Here is a 16,906-nt window from a genome sequence, read left to right as displayed (position 1 = left end):
CGAAGCGCTCGGCCGGGTACACCCGGACGTGCTCGCCGCAGCGGGCATGAGTGCTGTGTCGGGTTCGGTCCGGTCGGTGGAACGGGGGACCGCTGCTCTACTGCTTGGGCGACCCGGCCGGCGCGGGCACGTCGAGGACCCGTGCGAGGGCGGCGGTGACAGGAGCCTGGTGGCCGGGCAGGTGCCGGTGGGCCCAGTCGGCGGCCAGTGCGAGGAAGATCTCGCGGCCGAACTCCTCGTCATCGGGGTCGAGCGGCGGAAATTCCACGATGTCGTAGAAGTAGTCGCCGCCGACGTCTGCGGATGTGTGGAGGACGACCTTGTAGCCCGAGGAAGTCGGTACGACCTCGACCCAACGAATACCGGGAGCATCGGGTTCGCCCGCGGGACCGAGGAACTGCTCGACGGACCGACCGCGGTGCAGGGCGCCGACAGCGAAGGACTCGATCAGGTAGCGCACTCGAACAGCGTAGAAGGCTTGTCCATCGGGGACGCGGTCCCGGATCTCCGGGAATCCCCGTCGGCACCGAGACGCACCGCACCAGGGCGCGCTGACCCCGTCCAACCGCGCCGCGACCTGTTCCGGCCACCACGCGTCCGCCCGTCCGGCTTCCCCTTCGTCCGCATCGAGCAGACGCCGCCGCGGCAGGGAGTGAGTCATCGTGACGACGACCCATTGCCGCCCCCGGCCCAGCCGGTCGGCTCTTTAGCGGCAGAATCGCCTGGTCCGTCGGCGTCCGGTGGCAATCAGCCAAGGCTCGACGACATAGGGCACCGGTCCGTGGCTTCGACGGACCTGCCCCCGTGTCCCGTCTCAAACGAGTTGGTCCCGTCCCAGGTGATCTGGTCCGATTCGCTTGGCATCTCAGCCGGTCTGGGCCTGCGGCGCCTGTTCCCGCGGCAGAGCCTGCTCGCCTGCGCCGCGGTACCCCGGACAGCAACCGGGGACCGGCCAAGACGATACTTCTCACCTATGAGAGTCAGATGCCTGGAGATCATCCATCCCGACGGCGACTTCCCCGTCACGGAGTTCGACGGGATCCGGGTGGGCGGTGTCTACCCGGTTCTGGAGATGGTCACCTACGACATCGACTGCCAGATCCGCGTGCTCGGCCCCGGCACGCCCGACCCCGGACTGCTCTGGGACCCCACTTCCTTCGAGACGGTGGATTCCCGGATACCGCCCGGCTGGACCCTGGTGATCACCGACGGCCGCACCCGTCTCGCCGACGCCCGCTGGCAGCGCCCCGGCTTCTGGACCGACTACGCCCACGGCGACCCACAGGCCCTGGCCGACTACGAGCACGTGAAGCGCGAGCTCCTCGCCGCCACCCCACCAACCGAGAACTGACCCCCGCGCCCAGGCGCCGCCGCCCGTGTCCGGACAGGGAGACCGGCGGCCCGACGGCGACGAACCAAATCAATTGGGACAACGGCTGACATCTGCGCCGGAAAGACCAGATCAACCGAGAAGACCTGCCCCCTGGCTTCTCAATCAATCTGGCCGTCGCTGGTCACAGCCGGGTAGCGGGAGCAGATCATTTGCGACGGGACACCCCACTGGCTCCCCGGGCTCCGATTTTCCGCGGAAAATCCGGTGACGGCGCCGGCCCAGGGGAGCTCTGGCCTGCGACGTCGCTGGCTGGGTGCCTGCGGCCACACGGAGGAAGCGTTCGCAAGCCACCTCAAGCGGTTCGAGCAGCCGACGCACGAAGGCTTCGTGATCTGTTTGCGCAGCACCGGCGCAATCGTCGGCAGCGTCAACACCAACAACATCGTGAGGGACCACGAACCGCTGGGCCATCACCGCGTCTACGGCCAGGGCGGGGAGCTCCCGCCAGGGGTGACCCCGGTCGTCCACCGGACGGCCGGCTGCCAGGGCGGTCGTCCTCGCGGCGCGAAAATGCACGGAAGGCGACTGCCCGTCAGCTGTACGTCCGGACACGTGGCCGACGAGATCTTCACGCACCCGCAGCCGGCGGCGATCTACGACCCGCTCGATCCGGATCGCGGCGATCTCGACGCCTACCTCGCTCTCGCCCGGCAGCTCGATGCCAGACGGGTGCTGGACATCGGCTGCGGCACCGGCGTCTTCGCACTCCTGCCGGCTGATCGCGGAATCGAGGTCGTCGGTGTGGATCCGGCCAAGGCCTCCATCGAGGTCGCCAGGAGCAAGCCGCTCGGCAAACGGGTCCGCCGGATCTGCGGCGACGCGTCGGCCCTGCCACGGCTGCAGGTCGACCTCGTCACCATGACGGCGAACGTCGCCCAGGCGATCGTCGCTCCTGACGCGTGGGAGCACACGCTCAGGGACGCACACCGGGCCCTGCGACCCGGCGGGCACCTGGTGTTCGAGACGCGGGACCCGGCCCAACGGGCCTGGGAGGGATGGAACCGCGCGGCCTCGCACAGGGTCACGGAGGTTCCGGGCATCGGCGTGGCCGAGAACTGGGTCGAGCTGGTCGAGGTGAGCGGCCCCTGGTGACGATTCGCTGGAACTACGTCTTCCCTGACGGGCAGCGGTTTGTCTCCGACTCCACCCTGTGGTTCCGGGGGCGTCAGGAGATCGAGGCGGACCTGACCGCGCAGGGGTGCGTCCCGCACGAGGTCCGGGACGCGCCCGATCGCCCGGGCAAGGAGTTCGTCTTCGTCGCTCAACGGCGCTGGTCCCCACGACGCGCGGACTGATGTCCGCTGGCTCGAAGGTTTCAGCCGACGCGCGTCGAACGAGACCAGGAGATGCCGTTCCCGCTGATCCGGCGGTTCGCCGCCCACGCCACCGAGCAGTCGGACGGCCTTGGGTGGGAGCGGGCCGGAGCGGGCCGGCGGCCAGGTCCTGGAGAGCCTCCTGGCGGGCCGGTCGGCGCTGCTGAAGGAGCTGCGCCGAGAGGGCGGGTAGGCGGCAGGGCGATGGCAGGCGCCGCCGGAGGACGTGACGGTGGGGTGCGACCCGCGTCCGGGCCGCACCCCACCGTCACGTCGCGGCACTCAGGCCTTCGGGAGCGTTATCCCCAGCTCGAGCATCGCCGGCGAGGCCGGGCCGCCCTCGGAGCGCTCGGTCTTGTAGCCCTTGACGCCGGGGGCGACGGTGCGCGGGTCCACGGCCTCCGAGGGGGCGCCGGTGGAGTACAGGCCGTCGGGGTCCTGGTCGCGGTCGTGGGGCAGCAGCCAGAAGACGCGCCGGCGGAAGGTGCCCGAGGCGCGGGAGGACTTGGCGTCCGGGCCGAGGATCGCGTAGCCGACCATGCGGCCGTCGCGGTGGTAGGCGGGGCGGCCGCGCCGGGTGGTGAGCCGGTCCAGCGACTGGCGGACGTAGTCGAGGTCGGAGGTGTCCTCCAGCCAGACGAGGTCGGTTTCGTGGGCGAGCTCGGCCGGGTCGATCAGCGCGCTCACGCGTTGTGCTCCTCTGTGTCGTCGGTGATCAGGCCGATGCCCGGGTAGTACTTGCGGCTGTTGGACAGGACCATCTCCTTGGGAGAGGTCATACCCAGTGTCTCGCGGACTCGTGCGGCGAAGGCACGCCCGGACACGGGATTGGCGCCCTCGAAGCCGCACCAACGGGTGTAGGCGCCGAAGAGCTGGGACTGCTCGGCGCGCATGCCCTCGCCGGTGACGCAGGCCTCCTTGAGGAAGCGGCCGACGTGGTCCTCGGTCTCCGCGTAGGCGGTGGTGGCGGTCTGGACTGCCTGGGGGCCCGCGAGGTCCTTCTCGCCGGCGAAGTAGCGGCGGGCACCGTCGATCAGCCAGGCGAGGATGCCGGGGCCCTCCTCGGCGACGAGGACGTGGGCCAGGTTGTCGATCTTGCGTTCCTCGGGGACGACCCGTTCGAACGGGATCAGGCGCATGCGCCGCCAGAAGGCGAAGCCGCCGGTGCCGACCTCGGGGCGGTGGTTGCCGAGCAGCCAGAGCTTGTGGGTGGGCTCGAAGGAGAAGAAGTCCTGGCGCATCCGGCGGGCCTTGATCTTGTCGCCGCCGGTGAGCAGCTTGACCCGGGCCTCGTCGAAGCGGTCGCCGGGCTTGAGCTCGGAGCAGACGATGATGCGCCGGCCGTGGAGCTCGGCGAGGTCGGTGGGGTGGCCGTCGAAGGTCTTGGCCATGAGGAAGCCGGGCGGGGCCGCGTCGGCGTAGTCGCCGAGAAGCTGGATCATGACGTCGAGGAGGACGGACTTGCCGTTCTTGCCCTGGCCGTAGAGGAAGGGCATGACCTGGGCGCCGACGTCGCCGCTGATGGAGTAGCCGAGCAGCAGGTGGAGGAAGTCGCGGGTCTGGCGGCCTTCCCTGTCGTCGCCGAAGGTGTCGGTGAGGAAGCGGTCCCAGCGCGGGGTGGGCATCCGGGCGGGGGCGAGGGTGGTGGAGCGGGAGTGGTGGTGGACCTTCGGGTCGGGCGGCACGATGGCGCCGGTGCGCAGGTCGACCACGCCGCCGGGGGTGCACAGGGCGTAGGCGTCGGCGTCGAGCAGGGCGGCGTTGAGGACCATGCCGGGGGCGGACTTCGCCTGGGCGAGCATGGCGTTCATGCCGGAGGTGGACAGCGCGCGGCGGCGGTGCCGGCGCAGGTCGGTGTTGGTGTAGAGGCCGCGCGGGTCGTGGGTGGCGATGCTCTCGGCCATCTCTCCGGCGGCCCACAGGACGGTGTCGTCCTCGTCGAGCTGCCAGCGGTGGGCGGACCAGCGGTACCAGCCGATGCCGGGGACGTGGCGGTAGTCGCGTCCGTAGAGGTGGACGAAGAGCTTGGCGTTGCCGCGGTCGGAGAGGGAGTCGGGCAGCAGGCCGTGGAGGCTCGCCTGCGGTCCGGCGTGGGCCTCGGCCGGCTGGGCGGGCTGGGCGGCCGGGGTGCTCTGCGCGGTGTGGAAGCGCTGCACGGGCTGCGGGGGAGCGGGGGAGGCCTCGGCGGGGGCGTCGAGGAGGCTCTCCTGGACGGCGGCGCCGTGCCAGGGGGGCTGCGAGGGGCCGGGGACCGGTGGGTACTCCAGGATCTGCTGGGCTGCGGCCACGGGGTCGAAGACCGTCCTCTTGCGGGTGCTGTCGGTCATCCGCGGGCCTTCCCAATGTGCAGGGGCTGCCGGGCGCCGGCGGCGAGGCCGGAGCGGATGACGGCGGAGCTGTGCCGGTCCTGGGCGGGACGGGCGGTGCGGGCGGCGTCGAAGAGGAGCTGCTCGGCGGCGCTGTGGGTCAGGTGCCCGGCGGAGACGAGGCCTCCGACGGTGTAGGCGGCGCGGTTGAGCTTTCCGGTGAAGCCGGCGCCCTCGGGGGTCGTGGCGCAGTCGGTGACGTCCTGCAGGACGGTGTCGAGGACCCGCTCGGCTCCGCGCTTGCCGCCGCCCGCGGCCACGACGGCCTGCCGGGCACGGTCGGGCACGGGGGTCGGGACGGCCGGCCGGTCCTCCTGCCTTTCCTTCAGGTGCCCGGTGCGGACGAGTTCCTCGGCGAGCCACCGGGGGAGGGGTGCCGGGTTCCAGGCGCCGGGGAGGGCGGTGTAGGTGCCCGCGCTCGTGGTGGTGCCGGGGGCGACGATGTAGCCGCCGTGGGCGCGGACGTCGACCTGCCAGGCCAGGGCCCGTCCGGTGGAGGAGCCGGTGGAGCAGGTGAAGCGGTGGTGGGCGTCGTCCCGGTACCAGATGTGCAGGCCGCCGGAGGGGGTGCGCACGCGCAGCGTGGACGTGTCCTGCGAGGGGTCGGGGGAGCGGCGGAGCGCGGCCAGCAGGGCGAGCGTGTGGTAGCCGTTCTCCAGGCCTTCGAGGTCGACGTGCTCGTGGATCGGGATACCGGGCAGGATCCGGTCGCGGCCGGGCACGGCGCCGGGGTGGCTGTCCACGTCGATGACGACCAGGCCTGCGGGGCCGCAGGCGACCCCGGCGCCGAAGTCGGGGTTGGTCTGCCACCAGGCGGTGATGACCTCCTGGTCGACGGTGGCGGCGTGGAACCCGTGGCACCAGCGACCGAACCCGGGGCAGGCGCACTCGGCGGGGGAGTGCGGGGACTCCTGGCAGGACTGGCAGTTCGCGGGCGGCGTCTTGCGCCCGGGCGCCAGCGGATGGACCGGCCAGCCCTGGGCCGCGCACCAGCGGGCGACGGCCAGCATGTCCGGCCGGCGGCCCGTTCGGTCGCTCCCCACGGCCTGCGGCGCCGTCACGCGGGTCCCTCCCCTTGGTCCAGTAGCTGCTGCAGCTGCTCCGGTAGCTCGGTAGCTGCCCGACTTTCGGTCGCTCGTTCAGTCGCTGAAGGCAAAAAGCCAGGTCAGGGCACTGGTGGGCGCCGGATCAGCGACTGAAGCGACCGAAGTCCAGAAGATAGCTCACACAGACTATCCGAGCGAGCACGTGCGCACCCGGAGTGGCGGCCCTCGCGGGAAAACTCAGCTACCGAACCCTGGCGGAGCGACCGAGTCGCTTCGGTCGCTGTTTTCGGTCCACGGATGTTTTCGCAGGTAGAAGCCGTTTTTCAAGCCAAACAGCGACTGAAGCGACTGAAGCCCGGGTCTATAACGCGCACACGCACACGGGAATGTCTTCATATACCCGAGCTTGAGTCGCTTCAGTCGCTACAGGGGTAGGTTAACAGCCTCTGACCTGGGGTTTTGTCCAGCGACTCAAGCTCAGCGACCGAAGCTACCGAGTCTCTCCCGCCTGGTCGCTCGGCGTGTCGCGCGTGTCAGGACCGCTTGGAAGGCCCCGCGCTCGGTCGCTTGGGTTGTTTGGGTCGCTCCGGTAGCTCCGTCATGGACCGGAGGCCGGTGCACCCCTGCCGCCGGTACTGATGTTCAACCTGCAAACCGTTGCGCGGGAAACCCGCTGCTTCGGTCGCTTGAGTCGCTTCGGTCGCTTGCCTGGCCGCCGGAGGACTGGTGAGGCACCTGGAAGGCCGGACGACTCGTATCCTCCGGGACGGGGACAGTGGGTCGCTTCGGTCGCTGTGGCCGGGCACCAGGAGCGGTCGAGCCCCGGAGCCCACCTGCCTGCCCCGGATTGGCGTTCACAGCGACCGAAGCGACCCAAGCGCGGACCTGTCCGACATCCGTCACCCGCGCAGTGACCGAAAGCGACTCAAGCGACCGAAGCCAGGACACTCCGGGGCCCGATGCTCCCTCGCCGGGGAATCCGCTTCAGCACCGTCAGCACCGTCTGGTAGACCTGACCGCGGTGGCACCATCTCCCGCTCGGCGGGACCCGCGTCGCCGTCAGACCGTAACCACCGAACTCACCACCGCGCGGCGGAGAGTCGAGCCGTGGAGGATCACGACGTGTGCGGCGTCGCCGTGTACTTCCCGCTCCGTCGAAGCGGAACTTCCAGATCGGCCTGCGCGAGTCCATATGGGGCTGGAAGCGCGACACCGCCGACAAGGCCGACACCCCCAAAGTCCTGGCCGAGCTGAAGCCGGGCGACTACATCCTGTTCGGCCACCGGGGGCCGAACGCCCGTGTCCCCGCCGGCGAGTGGGCCGACGCGGTCCTGCGCGAACTGGCCGTCGTCCGGTCACCGGGACCGTGTACCCCGACCAGAGCGAGGTCTGGCCCGACGACACCTACCCGGTGCGGGTTCCCCTGGACGTGCTGGACCTCGAGTCCACCGTCACAGGAGCACAGCTCGGCGACACGGCGATGGAGGCCTTCAGGCTCTCCGACAACAAGCAGTGCGACCCGGTCCCCGTGGCCGACCAGGTCATGACCAGGCTGGCCGACTCGATCGAGCACCAGCCGGAGTCCCCCGAGGAAAGCGGCCGCTGAGCAGCCGGCGCCCTCCATCCCCTGGCACGGCCCGACTTCCGCCCAGAGCCAGGACCGCTACCTCGACCTGGGCGACAACCTGGACCGGGCCGTGGTCACCTTCGCCCGCCGAGAGCAGGCCCGGCTCCGCCGCGAGAAGTTCAACGGGGCGAGCTCCGTCCGCTGCGACCTGTGCGGACGGACGCTGCCTTCCGGGCTCGTCCGCGCGGCGCACGTGCGCAGGAGGTCGCGGTGCAACCTCGAACAGCGCTCCCACCTCGCGAACCTGATGGCCGCCTGCCTGCTCGGCTGCGACGCCCTGTTCGAGGACGGCTTCATCCGGGTGTCCCCCGAGGGGAGCGTGGAGGTCCGGAGTTCATCGACACGTGCGTGGCGCGGTACCCGAGCCCGGAGGAGGTCGGCAGCTGGCAGCGCAGCTGGCCGGTGCTCCTCGACGCGCCGGTCCGTGCCGTGCAGGGGGACCTCGACGTCCTCCTGGAGTTCTCACTCCCGGGAACGGGCGAGCGCGTCGATGCCGCCGTCGTCGGCCAGGACGCGGACGGCGTCCTGACGGTCGTGGTGGTCGAGCTGAAGCAGTGGACGCGGGCGCGGCCTTCGCCAGGACTCCCAGGGTCGCTGGAGGTCGGAGGGCGGACCGTCTCCCATCCCGCCCGCCAAGTCGGCGGCTATGTCCACCACCTGCGGGACTGGGCCGACGGCGGCAGCGGCGTACGGACCAAGGGCACGGTGGTCCTGCACAACGCCCCCGCCGACCTGATCGACCTCCTGCGGACCATGGCGCCCCCCGGCGGACCGAGCGCCGAGTTCCCCCTCCTGGGCCGCGACGACCTCGCGAGCAGCGTGCCCCCAGAGGACCTCGCGCGGCGCCTCGGCTGCGCCGGCCTCAGGCCCGCACCGCAGCACGCCGTCGACCGGTTCCTCGAAGGCCGCCACCGGCCCTCCGAGCGCGTCCTGGAGCGGCTGGCCGCCAACATCGAGAACCGCCGCCGGTTCTACCTCATCGGCGAACAGGACCGGGCCCGCCTGGCGATCCTCGACGCCGTCAGACAGGCGGCCGCCGACCGGAGCTCCGCGGACGGGGAATCCCGGCCGGGCGCCATGGTCCTCGTCACCGGCGGGCCCGGCACCGGCAAGACGGCCATCGCCGCCCGCGTCATGGGCGACCTGTGCGGCATGCCCGGCAGCAACCCCCGCCTGCTGACACCCTCCGGTACCCTCACCCGCCAGCTCCAGCGGCTGCTCAGCGACGATGCCCGCGGCCTCGTCGCGACGTTCAAGAACAAGAACCCCGGCGGCCTGGACGAGAACAGCGTCGTCCTCCTCGACGAGGCCCACCGCGCCGCCACCTACCCGGACCAGCGCGGCCCCGGCTTCCCCATCGTCCTGCGCAAGCTCCTCGAACAGGTCGCCGTCCTGGTCCTCTTCCTCGACGAGCGCCAGATCGTGCGCCCCACCGAAGGCCTCAAAGCCGACGAACTGGAACACCACGCGCACGCGGCCGGGGTGACGTTCCGGCGCATCGACCTCGACACCCAGTTCCGCTGCAACGGCTCCCAGGCCTACCACCACTGGGTCGACACCCTGTTCTCCGAAACCGGCACCCCACCACCGTGGAGCGGCAGCGGCTACGACCTCGCCCTGGCCGACGACCCCGACGCGCTCGCCTCCTGGGTCGACGGCCACACCGCGCGCGGCCACGGCGCCCGGATCACCGCGGGCTTCTGCTGGCCCTGGAACGCGGCCGACGTCCCTCCGCTGGAGCCGGAAGTCGCCATCCGCTGGCACGGCCCGGACCACGACGAGCGCTCCTGGGGCCGCCCCTGGAACCTGCGCGCCGAACAGCCCGTCCCCGGCTTCCCCGACGTCCCGGCCCGCCCCTACTGGGCGACCGACCGCGGCGGCCACGACCAGGTCGGCTGCATCTACACCGCCCAGGGCCTCGAATACGCCTTCGGCGCCGTCATCCTGGGCCCCGACCTCGTCCGCCGCCGCGACCGCTGGCAGGCCCACCCCGAAGCCAGCCACGACGCCAGGCAACTGCGCACCCTCCCGCCCGAGCGCTACCGGTTCTACGCCCTGAACACCTACCGCGTCCTCGCGACCCGGGCCACCCGCGGCACCCGCCTCTACTCCACCGACCCCGAGACCCAGGCCTACCTCGCCTCCCTGCTGCGTGGTACCTGACGCGGCGAGCACCAGGGACCCGGCCGTCAGGCCGTGAGCCGGCCCCGGCCCGGTCGACGGGCAGCCAGTCGGCGCCGAGCGCGGTCAGCAGGTCATCGGGGGCGGTCCCGAGACGGGACCGCCCGCGGCACGTCGTCAAGCCGCACCCACAGGAGGCCGAGGCCCGGTTCCCGTACGCGGTCAGCCACAGGACGCGCGGCGGGTGCGCCACAGGTGGCCGACGGAGGCCTCCGCCTCCAGGCCGACGAACGGCCCCGGCGGGTGCGAGCGCGTGTAGTCGGCCAGCAGGGCGCGCACCCAGGGCCTCACCCAGGATGGGCAGCAGCAGTCGGACGGGGTCATCACGTTCTTGACCACGCTGTTCATCCGGTCCGGGTCGCCCGTCCCCCAGGGGCACGGTGATGGTGACCTCCCGCCCGGTCCAGGTGCTTGGCACCGGCCCGTTCACGCCGTTCGGCATCGCGTCTCGTCCGCTGCAGGCCACGGCCCCGCACCGGTGGGCACCGGCATACCCTGGCCCCAGCCGCGCACGGCATTCCGGCCCGACGAACAGGCCCACGACATACGCGCCCGAACTGTCGCTCGGAGCGGCTACCACCGCCCGCGGCGTGGGCCCTCCCGACCTGACCCGGCCGACCGGCACTTTGTCCCACGGCGGCGGTCCCGGAGACCTGCGAGGGCGGTTTGTCGGTGGCGTCGTGTTGGGTGGCGCCATGACCGTCCACGATCTCGTCGCCGCCCTGCCCCGACCGGACGACCTGCGTGCTCGCTGCCGCGCGGTGGCAGTGCTCGACGCGATCGTCTCCGTGCCGTACGCCCCCGGCCACACCTTCACCGTCGACTGGCGCCCGTGCGTCGACCTGGCCTTCATGGACAACGGCTCCGGTGACCAGTACGCCGTCGTCTTCGACCCGGCCGGCGTGTTCCTCTACGGCTTCGACCACGAGAGCGACGCCACCCCGTGGCGCGAGGAGGACCGCGCCCACTGGCCCGGACTGCTCGACGGCCTGCCCGCCTCGCTCGCGCCCTACGCACAGGCGGAGGAATTCCTCTTCGACGGATTCTTCGACGCGACCGTGTGCGCCTGGTACGAGACCGGATCCACCACCTGGCGGTGCGGGCCGGTCGAGTTCGCCGACGGCGACACAGACGGTGCCGACTGGCTGTTCGACCTCCTCACCGCGACCGACGGCGCCCGGGCCTTCACCGCCTACGCCGAGGACCACTACGAGCACACCGTCGACGAGGAGGCCGTGGCGGCCGTCCTCGAGGGCGCCCCGCTGGACCACCGCACGCTCACCGCCCTCTCGGCCCACGCGGACTTCGCCACCATCGCCGGCAAAGCCCGCGCCCTGGGGTACCCCGTAAAGGACAGCTGACGGTCACCCCGACACCCCCGTCTCCACGGACCTGCTGACGGAGGCCGTCTGGGAGGAGGACGAACCGCCGCGGTCCGCGCGGAAGAACCTCCAGGCGTACGTCTCGGGTCTGCACGGGCCAAGGCGGCGCGGCACCCGCCTGGTCCGGTCGTAACGGCGAGTCGAACAGGGATACAGCACGCCGCTCCGACGAAGGCGTAGATCGAACTGACGAACCATAGCTCCAGCGTGATGATCTGATCTCAGACAGTAATCGACGCGATCTCGACAGTCTCCCTCATCTCCTCATCACGCACCGGCCCTTGCCGCCACGCTGTACCCGCCGCGAGCTCGACGGGCGCGCGAGATCGGGAGGGGATATGACGAGGGGCACCGCCCATCAGGTCGAACTGCTGCGCGCAGAGGTCGGGGCGGCCCTCCAGGCGGGCCTGGAGGAGATCCGCAACAACACCGACAACCTGCGGACCGAACTCAGCGCGACGCTGGCGGTCGGCCTGAGCGAACACCGCGACGAGTTCTTCGAGGCGATCGCCCGAGAGCAGCAGGAAGCCGGCCGCGCCCATCAGGACAACCGCAGCCTCCACCGCCAGCTGGCCAACCTGCGGGCTGAGCTCAGCGCCCTGCAGAACGGCATCCATTCCCCTCTGGGAGTCGGCCACGGCAAGTCGCCACGGCCCGCCATCGACTCGCCCGAGGTCGTCAGCCAGCCGGCGGGAGTCTCGCCGGAGGTGGACAGCCAGAACGACGCCATTCACTCTCCCGGCGACGACGACAACGACGGCTCCGTCGACACCGCCGGGGTTCCCAGCACCGAGCCCCCGACATCCGAGCAGGCCGCAGAGCCGACCACCCCCACCGTGACCGGCGAGGCCGCGGGATCCGACAGCGAGGAGACGACCGTGTCCGAGACCACCCCCGCCGACAACGCGCCGGTCACCCCGCATGCCCTCACCAAGGACCAGCTCAGCCAGATCGCCGCAGAGGTGGCCGCCAGGCTTGCCGAACCCCAGGGCGCCCTTCCGGAGGCTGTCGCACCTGAGCTGGAAGTGCAGTCCGCAGAAGCGCCCGTGCCCGAGCCGATCACCGTCACCGCCTCTCCGGAGGACCAGGCGCGGCTGATCGCAACCGAGCTCGCCGCCCAGCTCGCACATCTTCTGCGCCCCTCCGTGGCAGCGGCGCGGGACGCGGAGGTCGAATCCAAGCGCACGGAAGCAGTCGCACGGGAGCAGGACTCAGTCGATGACCTCCCGAATGGGCACGCCGACGATGTCTCCGGCCTGATCCCGGAGCCCTTCGTCTGGGAGAACCACGTCAGCACCCTCCGCAAGGCCGCCGCGGTGAAGACCGTCTCGATCTCCTGCCACCCTGAGACCTGGGACTTCCTGGCTGCTCAGGTCGAAGGCACCGACCACTTCTCGAAGCCGGTCAGCGACGGCAACGAGGACACGGTCCTGTCCGGCCGCAGCACCCTCGCCCTTCTCAACGCGCTTCGGGAGACCGTGTGCAGCGGCCTCGGCAAGGACACCGGCATCGAGACCTGGACCCTCGCCGTCACCAGCTACGAGCGCATCGCCGCCGTCATCAACAGCACCCGACCCGCTGATGAGCAGATCGGCAGCGACCGACTGCAGCAGCCGCACATCGTCCTCGACGACCGCAGCAGCACCGGCTCGCCCGCCGCCGGCTGACCTGCCGATCAGCAGCCCGTCGGCGTCCCCGTCGAGGGCGGGAGCCCGACGCGGATTTTCCGCAGAAAATCGGCTCTCTTCCGCGGCCACCGACAACCACGGCGGCGCGGGCACGCGCGCATCGGTACGGTGGTCGGGTGAACTGGGCGCATCTGTACGACTGCCATGGTGATGTCGACAGTGTCCCCTTGCTCCTGGACCGGGTGGAACGAGAAGACGACGCCGACGCCTGGCAGGAGTTGGGCTTCCGGCTGTGCCTCGAGAGCGACCTGGTCCTCCCCGCCGGCTTCGGCGCCTTCCCTCGACTGGTACGTCTGGCGTCCAGCAGCGCCCAGGCGCGTGCCCTGGCCGGGACGATCCTGCGGCGTGCCGCCGGTCACCACGGCTGCGACGACCTCCTGGCGCAGTGTGCCGACGCGATCGCGGAGTTCCGCGGGCTGTTGGACCGACACCTGCGATCACGGCCCGCCGACTACCTCGCGACCTTCCGTTCCCTGCTCGCGGCCGACGAGCAGTACCACTGGAGCGCCGTCCTGGACGACTTCTCCGACGACTTCTACGCCGTCCCCTGCCCTCACTGCACCGTGGAGGTGACCGTTGCGATCGGCGACTACGGCCGCTACTCGGCGATCCGCGACTGGAACCTCGGCGACGTGAACCGACGCGACCTGCGCCCGGCATCGCGGAAGGAACTCTCCGGCACCGCACGGTGGATGCACGACACCGCCCTGCGCGACGGGCGGGAGCAGCTCGCCGACGGCATCGCCCATCTCTTCGGCAAGGCCGAATGCCCAGGGTGCGCCGCCGTGTTCAGCATCGCGGACGAGTACGCCTGCGCCAACCGCCCCGTTCCGGGATTCGCCGGGACGGCGTGACCGGCCCGGCTCGCGAGCCGGAGTCGCGACGAGATGCCGGGAGCGGATCGAGGCGCGGCTCGCCCCTGCCGTGGGACGTGGACTGAGCTGTGGGGAAAGCGTCGCGGTGGTCCCACGACGGCTTCCGTGCGGCCGAGCCGGGTCACCGATGACCAGGAATAGCGCGGATCCTCGTCCGACCTCGCGGTCCGGCAGGCTCCGTCAGAACCCGTGCACAGCCTGCCAGGTCTCAAGAGCCGGCATCGTCCGGTGGCCGACGACGACCGGTGCGACGGCCGGCACTCCTCAATGCCAAATGGCTATCGAATTCGAACATCATATCCAGATTTGGTCGGAAGATGATCAAGTATCTTGCCAATTCCTATTTCCATCAGGACTTTCGCCTTGAAGCGCCCACTTCACTTGGAGTGGTCGAAAGATTCATTCGCGAGGAGGGCGAGGGCGCTGCAGGCGCCCTCGCCGAGGAAATCTCCTCGATTTTGGCTGGGGGAATCTCTGAGCGCGAGGCAAGAGAGATGTGGATGGTTGGATTCAGGTCCGAATTCGATCCTCAGGTCGAGGGGTGAACATGCCTTCACTGGTTTCAGTTGATGCTTGATCTCATTAAGAGTGAAATGGATGCGAGCGATTGAATTCAATGTGGATTTCGATGTATTCCGTTCTGTGTGATCCGGATTCTAGATATGCCTGCTGCATCCAGGTGTGCTTCTGAAGTCTAGTGATCATTGAATAGATCGGCGGAATTCGGGGCCTCGGCGTCTCTTCCTCTCGAGATATCGCAGGCGGCCCTGCCGGGCTTGTTTCTGGTAGGGCCGCTCGCCGTCTCCACTCCGCACCACAACATCCCGCCGTAGGCGGCGCGTGGTATATCGCCTACAGCTACACTGATCATCGGCGGCGGGGGCACTGCTCCGGAGGTTTCCTACCGTGACCGCCCCTCTGTCGTCTGAGCCCGCAGGCGACCCGGCGAATCAGCCGCCCGCCCGGGTCAAGAAGGGTCCTGAACGACACGTACCAGGCATGCACGAAGAAAACCTGCTACGACCGCCCACCGCAGAACCCGTCTGCGCGCGGTCTGGAACGGCCCGAGTTCCTCCGGCAGGGTCCCGCCAGGGCGCGCAGGTGCGGTACTTCCATGCGATCGCCTCAAGCGTGCGGCGGTGGTCCGCCCACCGCCGGCCACGGACCGGATCGGCCGGCATCAACGGCTCGATCCGGTCCCACATCGCATCACTGATCATCAACCGCACAGACACGTCCGATCAACTGCTCAGCCCATCAAAGAGACACGCCTTAGCCTCGTGCTTTCACGGGCGGGGCTGTCCGAGGCGTGATCAAAAGAATGAGGAGTGCCTCTGACCTGGGACGATTGGACTTGTCTAGGGTCCTGGTCGCCGTCAAGAAAGCTGCACTCCTCAGGTGAAGAAGCGTAGCGGGTCGTACCCGCGTGTCCGCGTCGAGGGCGGTGGTCGCGGGGTGATCTCGCAGTCCGGCGCCGTGCTGCTGGTCGAGACCGCCCGCAAGACAGGGCTGGACACGGCGATATCGACGGCACTGGCGCCGTGGCGCAAGGCTCGGGCGGTCCATGACCCGGGCAAGATCCTGCTGGACGTCGCGCTCGCGGTGGCCCTGGGCGGGGACTGCCTGGCCGATGTCGCGATGCTGCGGGCCGAGCCCGCCCTGTTCGGACCGGTGGCCTCCGACCCGACCGTCTCCCGCCTGGTCGACACCCTCGCCGCGGCAGGGCCCCGCGCACTCGCGGCGATCCGGCGGGCACGGGCCGAAGTCCGCGAGCAGACCTGGCACTTGGCCGGCGAGGCGGCCCCGGACGCGGACGGCGAAGTGACGGTGGACATCGACGGAGTGCTGGTCCTCGCGCACTCCGAGAAACAGGACGCGGCCAAGACCTGGAAGAAGACGTTCGGCCATCACCCGCTGTTCGCGTTCGTCGACCACGGCCGCGAAGGGGCCGGGGAACCGGTCGCCGGACTGCTGCGGCCGGGGAACGCGGGCAGCAACACGGCCGCCGACCACATCGAAGCGGCCCGGGCGGCCCTGGCCCAGCTGCCGAGGAAGTACCGGCGAGGACGCCGCACCCTGATCCGCACCGACTCCGCCGGCGGCACCCACGACTTCCTCAACTGGCTCACTGCACGCGGCCGATGGCTGTCCTACTCGGTCGGGATGACCATCACCGACGCCATCCACCAGGCCGTACTGAAGATCCCGGCCCCGGCTTGGACCCCGGCCGTCGAACCCGGCGGCGAGATCCGCGACGGCGCCTGGGTCGCCGAACTCGCAGGCGATGTCCTCAAGGGCTGGCCGAAGGGAATGCGGCTGATCGTCCGCAAGGAACGGCCCCACCCCGGCGCCCAGTTGCGCTTCACCGACGCCGACGGCATGCGGCTGACCTGCTTCGCCACCAACACCACCGGCACCCCGATCGCACGGCTGGAGCTGCGGCACCGCCAGCGCGCCCGCGCCGAGGACCGCATCCGCGCCGCCCGCGACACCGGCCTGCGCAACCTACCCCTCCACCAGGCCGCCCAGAACCAGGTCTGGCTGGAGATCGTCCAGCTCGCGCTCGACCTGCTCGCCTGGATGCCCATGCTCGCCCTGACCGGCGACGCCCGCCGGTGGGAGCCCAAGCGCATGCGGCTGCGGCTGTTCTCCGTCGCCGCCCAGCTCGTCACCACCGGCCGCTGTCGCTACCTCCGCTTGGCCCGCCACTGGCCCTGGACCGACGTGATCACCAGCGCGTTCGCTCGCCTGCACGCCCTTCCGGCCCCTGGCTGACCAGCGACATCGCCCTATCGCGACAACCACCCGACCACTTCCGGAGCCCGTGGAACCCGGCGCCCACCCGACGCGACAGCCGGGCCCTCGGCCTGCCCGCCACCGCCCAGAGAAGCCGAAACGGCCCGCCAGATGAACCGACGGACCGTCACGAAAGATCGAGGTTAGCTTGACTCTGTCGGGGATCTTGGTGTTCGGCTGCGGGTGATCATGGTGGTGCGTCAGTCTCGCGGGTGCTGATGATCGCGAGATGTCCGAGG

Annotated in this window: 13 protein-coding genes and 2 pseudogenes; 9 read left to right on the top strand and 6 right to left on the bottom strand. The window is 70.4% G+C overall.

Going from position 1 to position 16,906, the window contains the following annotated elements; genetic code table 11:
* Positions 1-97: 97 nt before the first annotated feature.
* Entirely contained in the window at positions 98-460 is a 363-nt protein-coding gene (locus ACZ3TI_RS34340; protein ID WP_465733294.1) for a hypothetical protein, read from the bottom strand.
* A 513-nt stretch (positions 461-973) separates the two neighbouring features.
* Between ACZ3TI_RS34340 and ACZ3TI_RS34335 the strand changes: the two genes are divergently transcribed.
* Complete coding sequence (locus ACZ3TI_RS34335) at positions 974-1,351, top strand: hypothetical protein (protein WP_465733292.1); 378 nt, start codon at positions 974-976, stop codon at positions 1,349-1,351.
* Positions 1,352-1,945: 594 nt separating this feature from the next.
* Positions 1,946-2,688, top strand: a pseudogene (locus tag ACZ3TI_RS34330) (class I SAM-dependent methyltransferase).
* Positions 2,689-2,988: 300 nt separating this feature from the next.
* On the opposite strand, the gene ACZ3TI_RS34325 reads toward ACZ3TI_RS34330, so the two are convergent.
* The 3 genes from ACZ3TI_RS34325 to ACZ3TI_RS34315 are packed head-to-tail and all read right to left on the bottom strand — an operon-like array spanning position 2,989 to position 6,133.
* On the bottom strand, positions 2,989-3,393 hold the full coding sequence (locus tag ACZ3TI_RS34325) for a DUF6009 family protein (RefSeq protein ID WP_030240262.1): 405 nt from the start codon (positions 3,391-3,393) through the stop codon (positions 2,989-2,991).
* On the bottom strand, positions 3,390-5,033 hold the full coding sequence (locus ACZ3TI_RS34320) for a DNA primase family protein (protein ID WP_465733289.1): 1,644 nt from the start codon (positions 5,031-5,033) through the stop codon (positions 3,390-3,392). The genes ACZ3TI_RS34325 and ACZ3TI_RS34320 overlap by 4 nt, the downstream gene beginning before the upstream one ends.
* Positions 5,030-6,133, bottom strand: coding sequence for a bifunctional DNA primase/polymerase (locus tag ACZ3TI_RS34315; RefSeq protein ID WP_465733287.1), 1,104 nt, complete (start codon positions 6,131-6,133; stop codon positions 5,030-5,032). Before ACZ3TI_RS34315 ends, ACZ3TI_RS34320 begins: the two co-directional genes overlap by 4 nt.
* A 1,351-nt stretch (positions 6,134-7,484) precedes the next feature.
* Here ACZ3TI_RS34315 and ACZ3TI_RS34310 point away from each other — a divergent pair.
* Complete coding sequence (locus ACZ3TI_RS34310; protein ID WP_465733285.1) at positions 7,485-7,724, top strand: hypothetical protein; 240 nt, start codon at positions 7,485-7,487, stop codon at positions 7,722-7,724.
* A 369-nt stretch (positions 7,725-8,093) separates the two neighbouring features.
* Positions 8,094-9,908, top strand: a complete 1,815-nt coding sequence (locus tag ACZ3TI_RS34305) for a DNA/RNA helicase domain-containing protein (protein ID WP_465733283.1) — start codon at positions 8,094-8,096, stop codon at positions 9,906-9,908.
* A 180-nt stretch (positions 9,909-10,088) separates the two neighbouring features.
* On the opposite strand, the gene ACZ3TI_RS34300 is transcribed toward ACZ3TI_RS34305, so the two are convergent.
* Entirely contained in the window at positions 10,089-10,274 is a 186-nt protein-coding gene (locus ACZ3TI_RS34300) for a hypothetical protein (protein WP_465733281.1), read from the bottom strand.
* 347 nt (positions 10,275-10,621) lie between these two features.
* Between ACZ3TI_RS34300 and ACZ3TI_RS34295 the strand changes: the two genes are divergently transcribed.
* The 4 genes from ACZ3TI_RS34295 (at position 10,622) to ACZ3TI_RS34280 (ending at position 14,416) form a co-directional block, all read left to right on the top strand.
* Complete coding sequence (locus ACZ3TI_RS34295) at positions 10,622-11,287, top strand: hypothetical protein (RefSeq protein ID WP_465733279.1); 666 nt, start codon at positions 10,622-10,624, stop codon at positions 11,285-11,287.
* 359 nt (positions 11,288-11,646) lie between these two features.
* The gene (locus tag ACZ3TI_RS34290; protein ID WP_465733277.1) at positions 11,647-12,975 is read left to right on the top strand and encodes a hypothetical protein; all 1,329 of its coding nucleotides are present in this window, start codon (positions 11,647-11,649) and stop codon (positions 12,973-12,975) included.
* Positions 12,976-13,112: 137 nt separating this feature from the next.
* Positions 13,113-13,850 (top strand): hypothetical protein, encoded by a 738-nt coding sequence (locus tag ACZ3TI_RS34285; RefSeq protein ID WP_465733275.1) that lies wholly within the window; start codon positions 13,113-13,115, stop codon positions 13,848-13,850.
* A 338-nt stretch (positions 13,851-14,188) separates the two neighbouring features.
* Positions 14,189-14,416: a contact-dependent growth inhibition system immunity protein gene (locus ACZ3TI_RS34280; RefSeq protein ID WP_465733273.1), complete on the top strand. Its 228-nt coding sequence runs from the start codon at positions 14,189-14,191 to the stop codon at positions 14,414-14,416.
* A 479-nt stretch (positions 14,417-14,895) separates the two neighbouring features.
* Here the strand turns inward: ACZ3TI_RS34280 and ACZ3TI_RS34275 are convergent.
* Positions 14,896-15,106: pseudogene (locus ACZ3TI_RS34275) on the bottom strand (transposase); the annotation flags it as partial.
* Between the two features lie 163 nt (positions 15,107-15,269).
* Here ACZ3TI_RS34275 and ACZ3TI_RS34270 point away from each other — a divergent pair.
* Positions 15,270-16,646, top strand: coding sequence for an IS1380 family transposase (locus ACZ3TI_RS34270; protein ID WP_465733271.1), 1,377 nt, complete (start codon positions 15,270-15,272; stop codon positions 16,644-16,646).
* The last annotated feature ends 260 nt before the right edge of the window (positions 16,647-16,906 follow it).

This window comes from Kitasatospora sp. NPDC023120, assembly GCF_055560835.1.
This window is presented reverse-complemented; position numbering and strand designations above follow the sequence as displayed.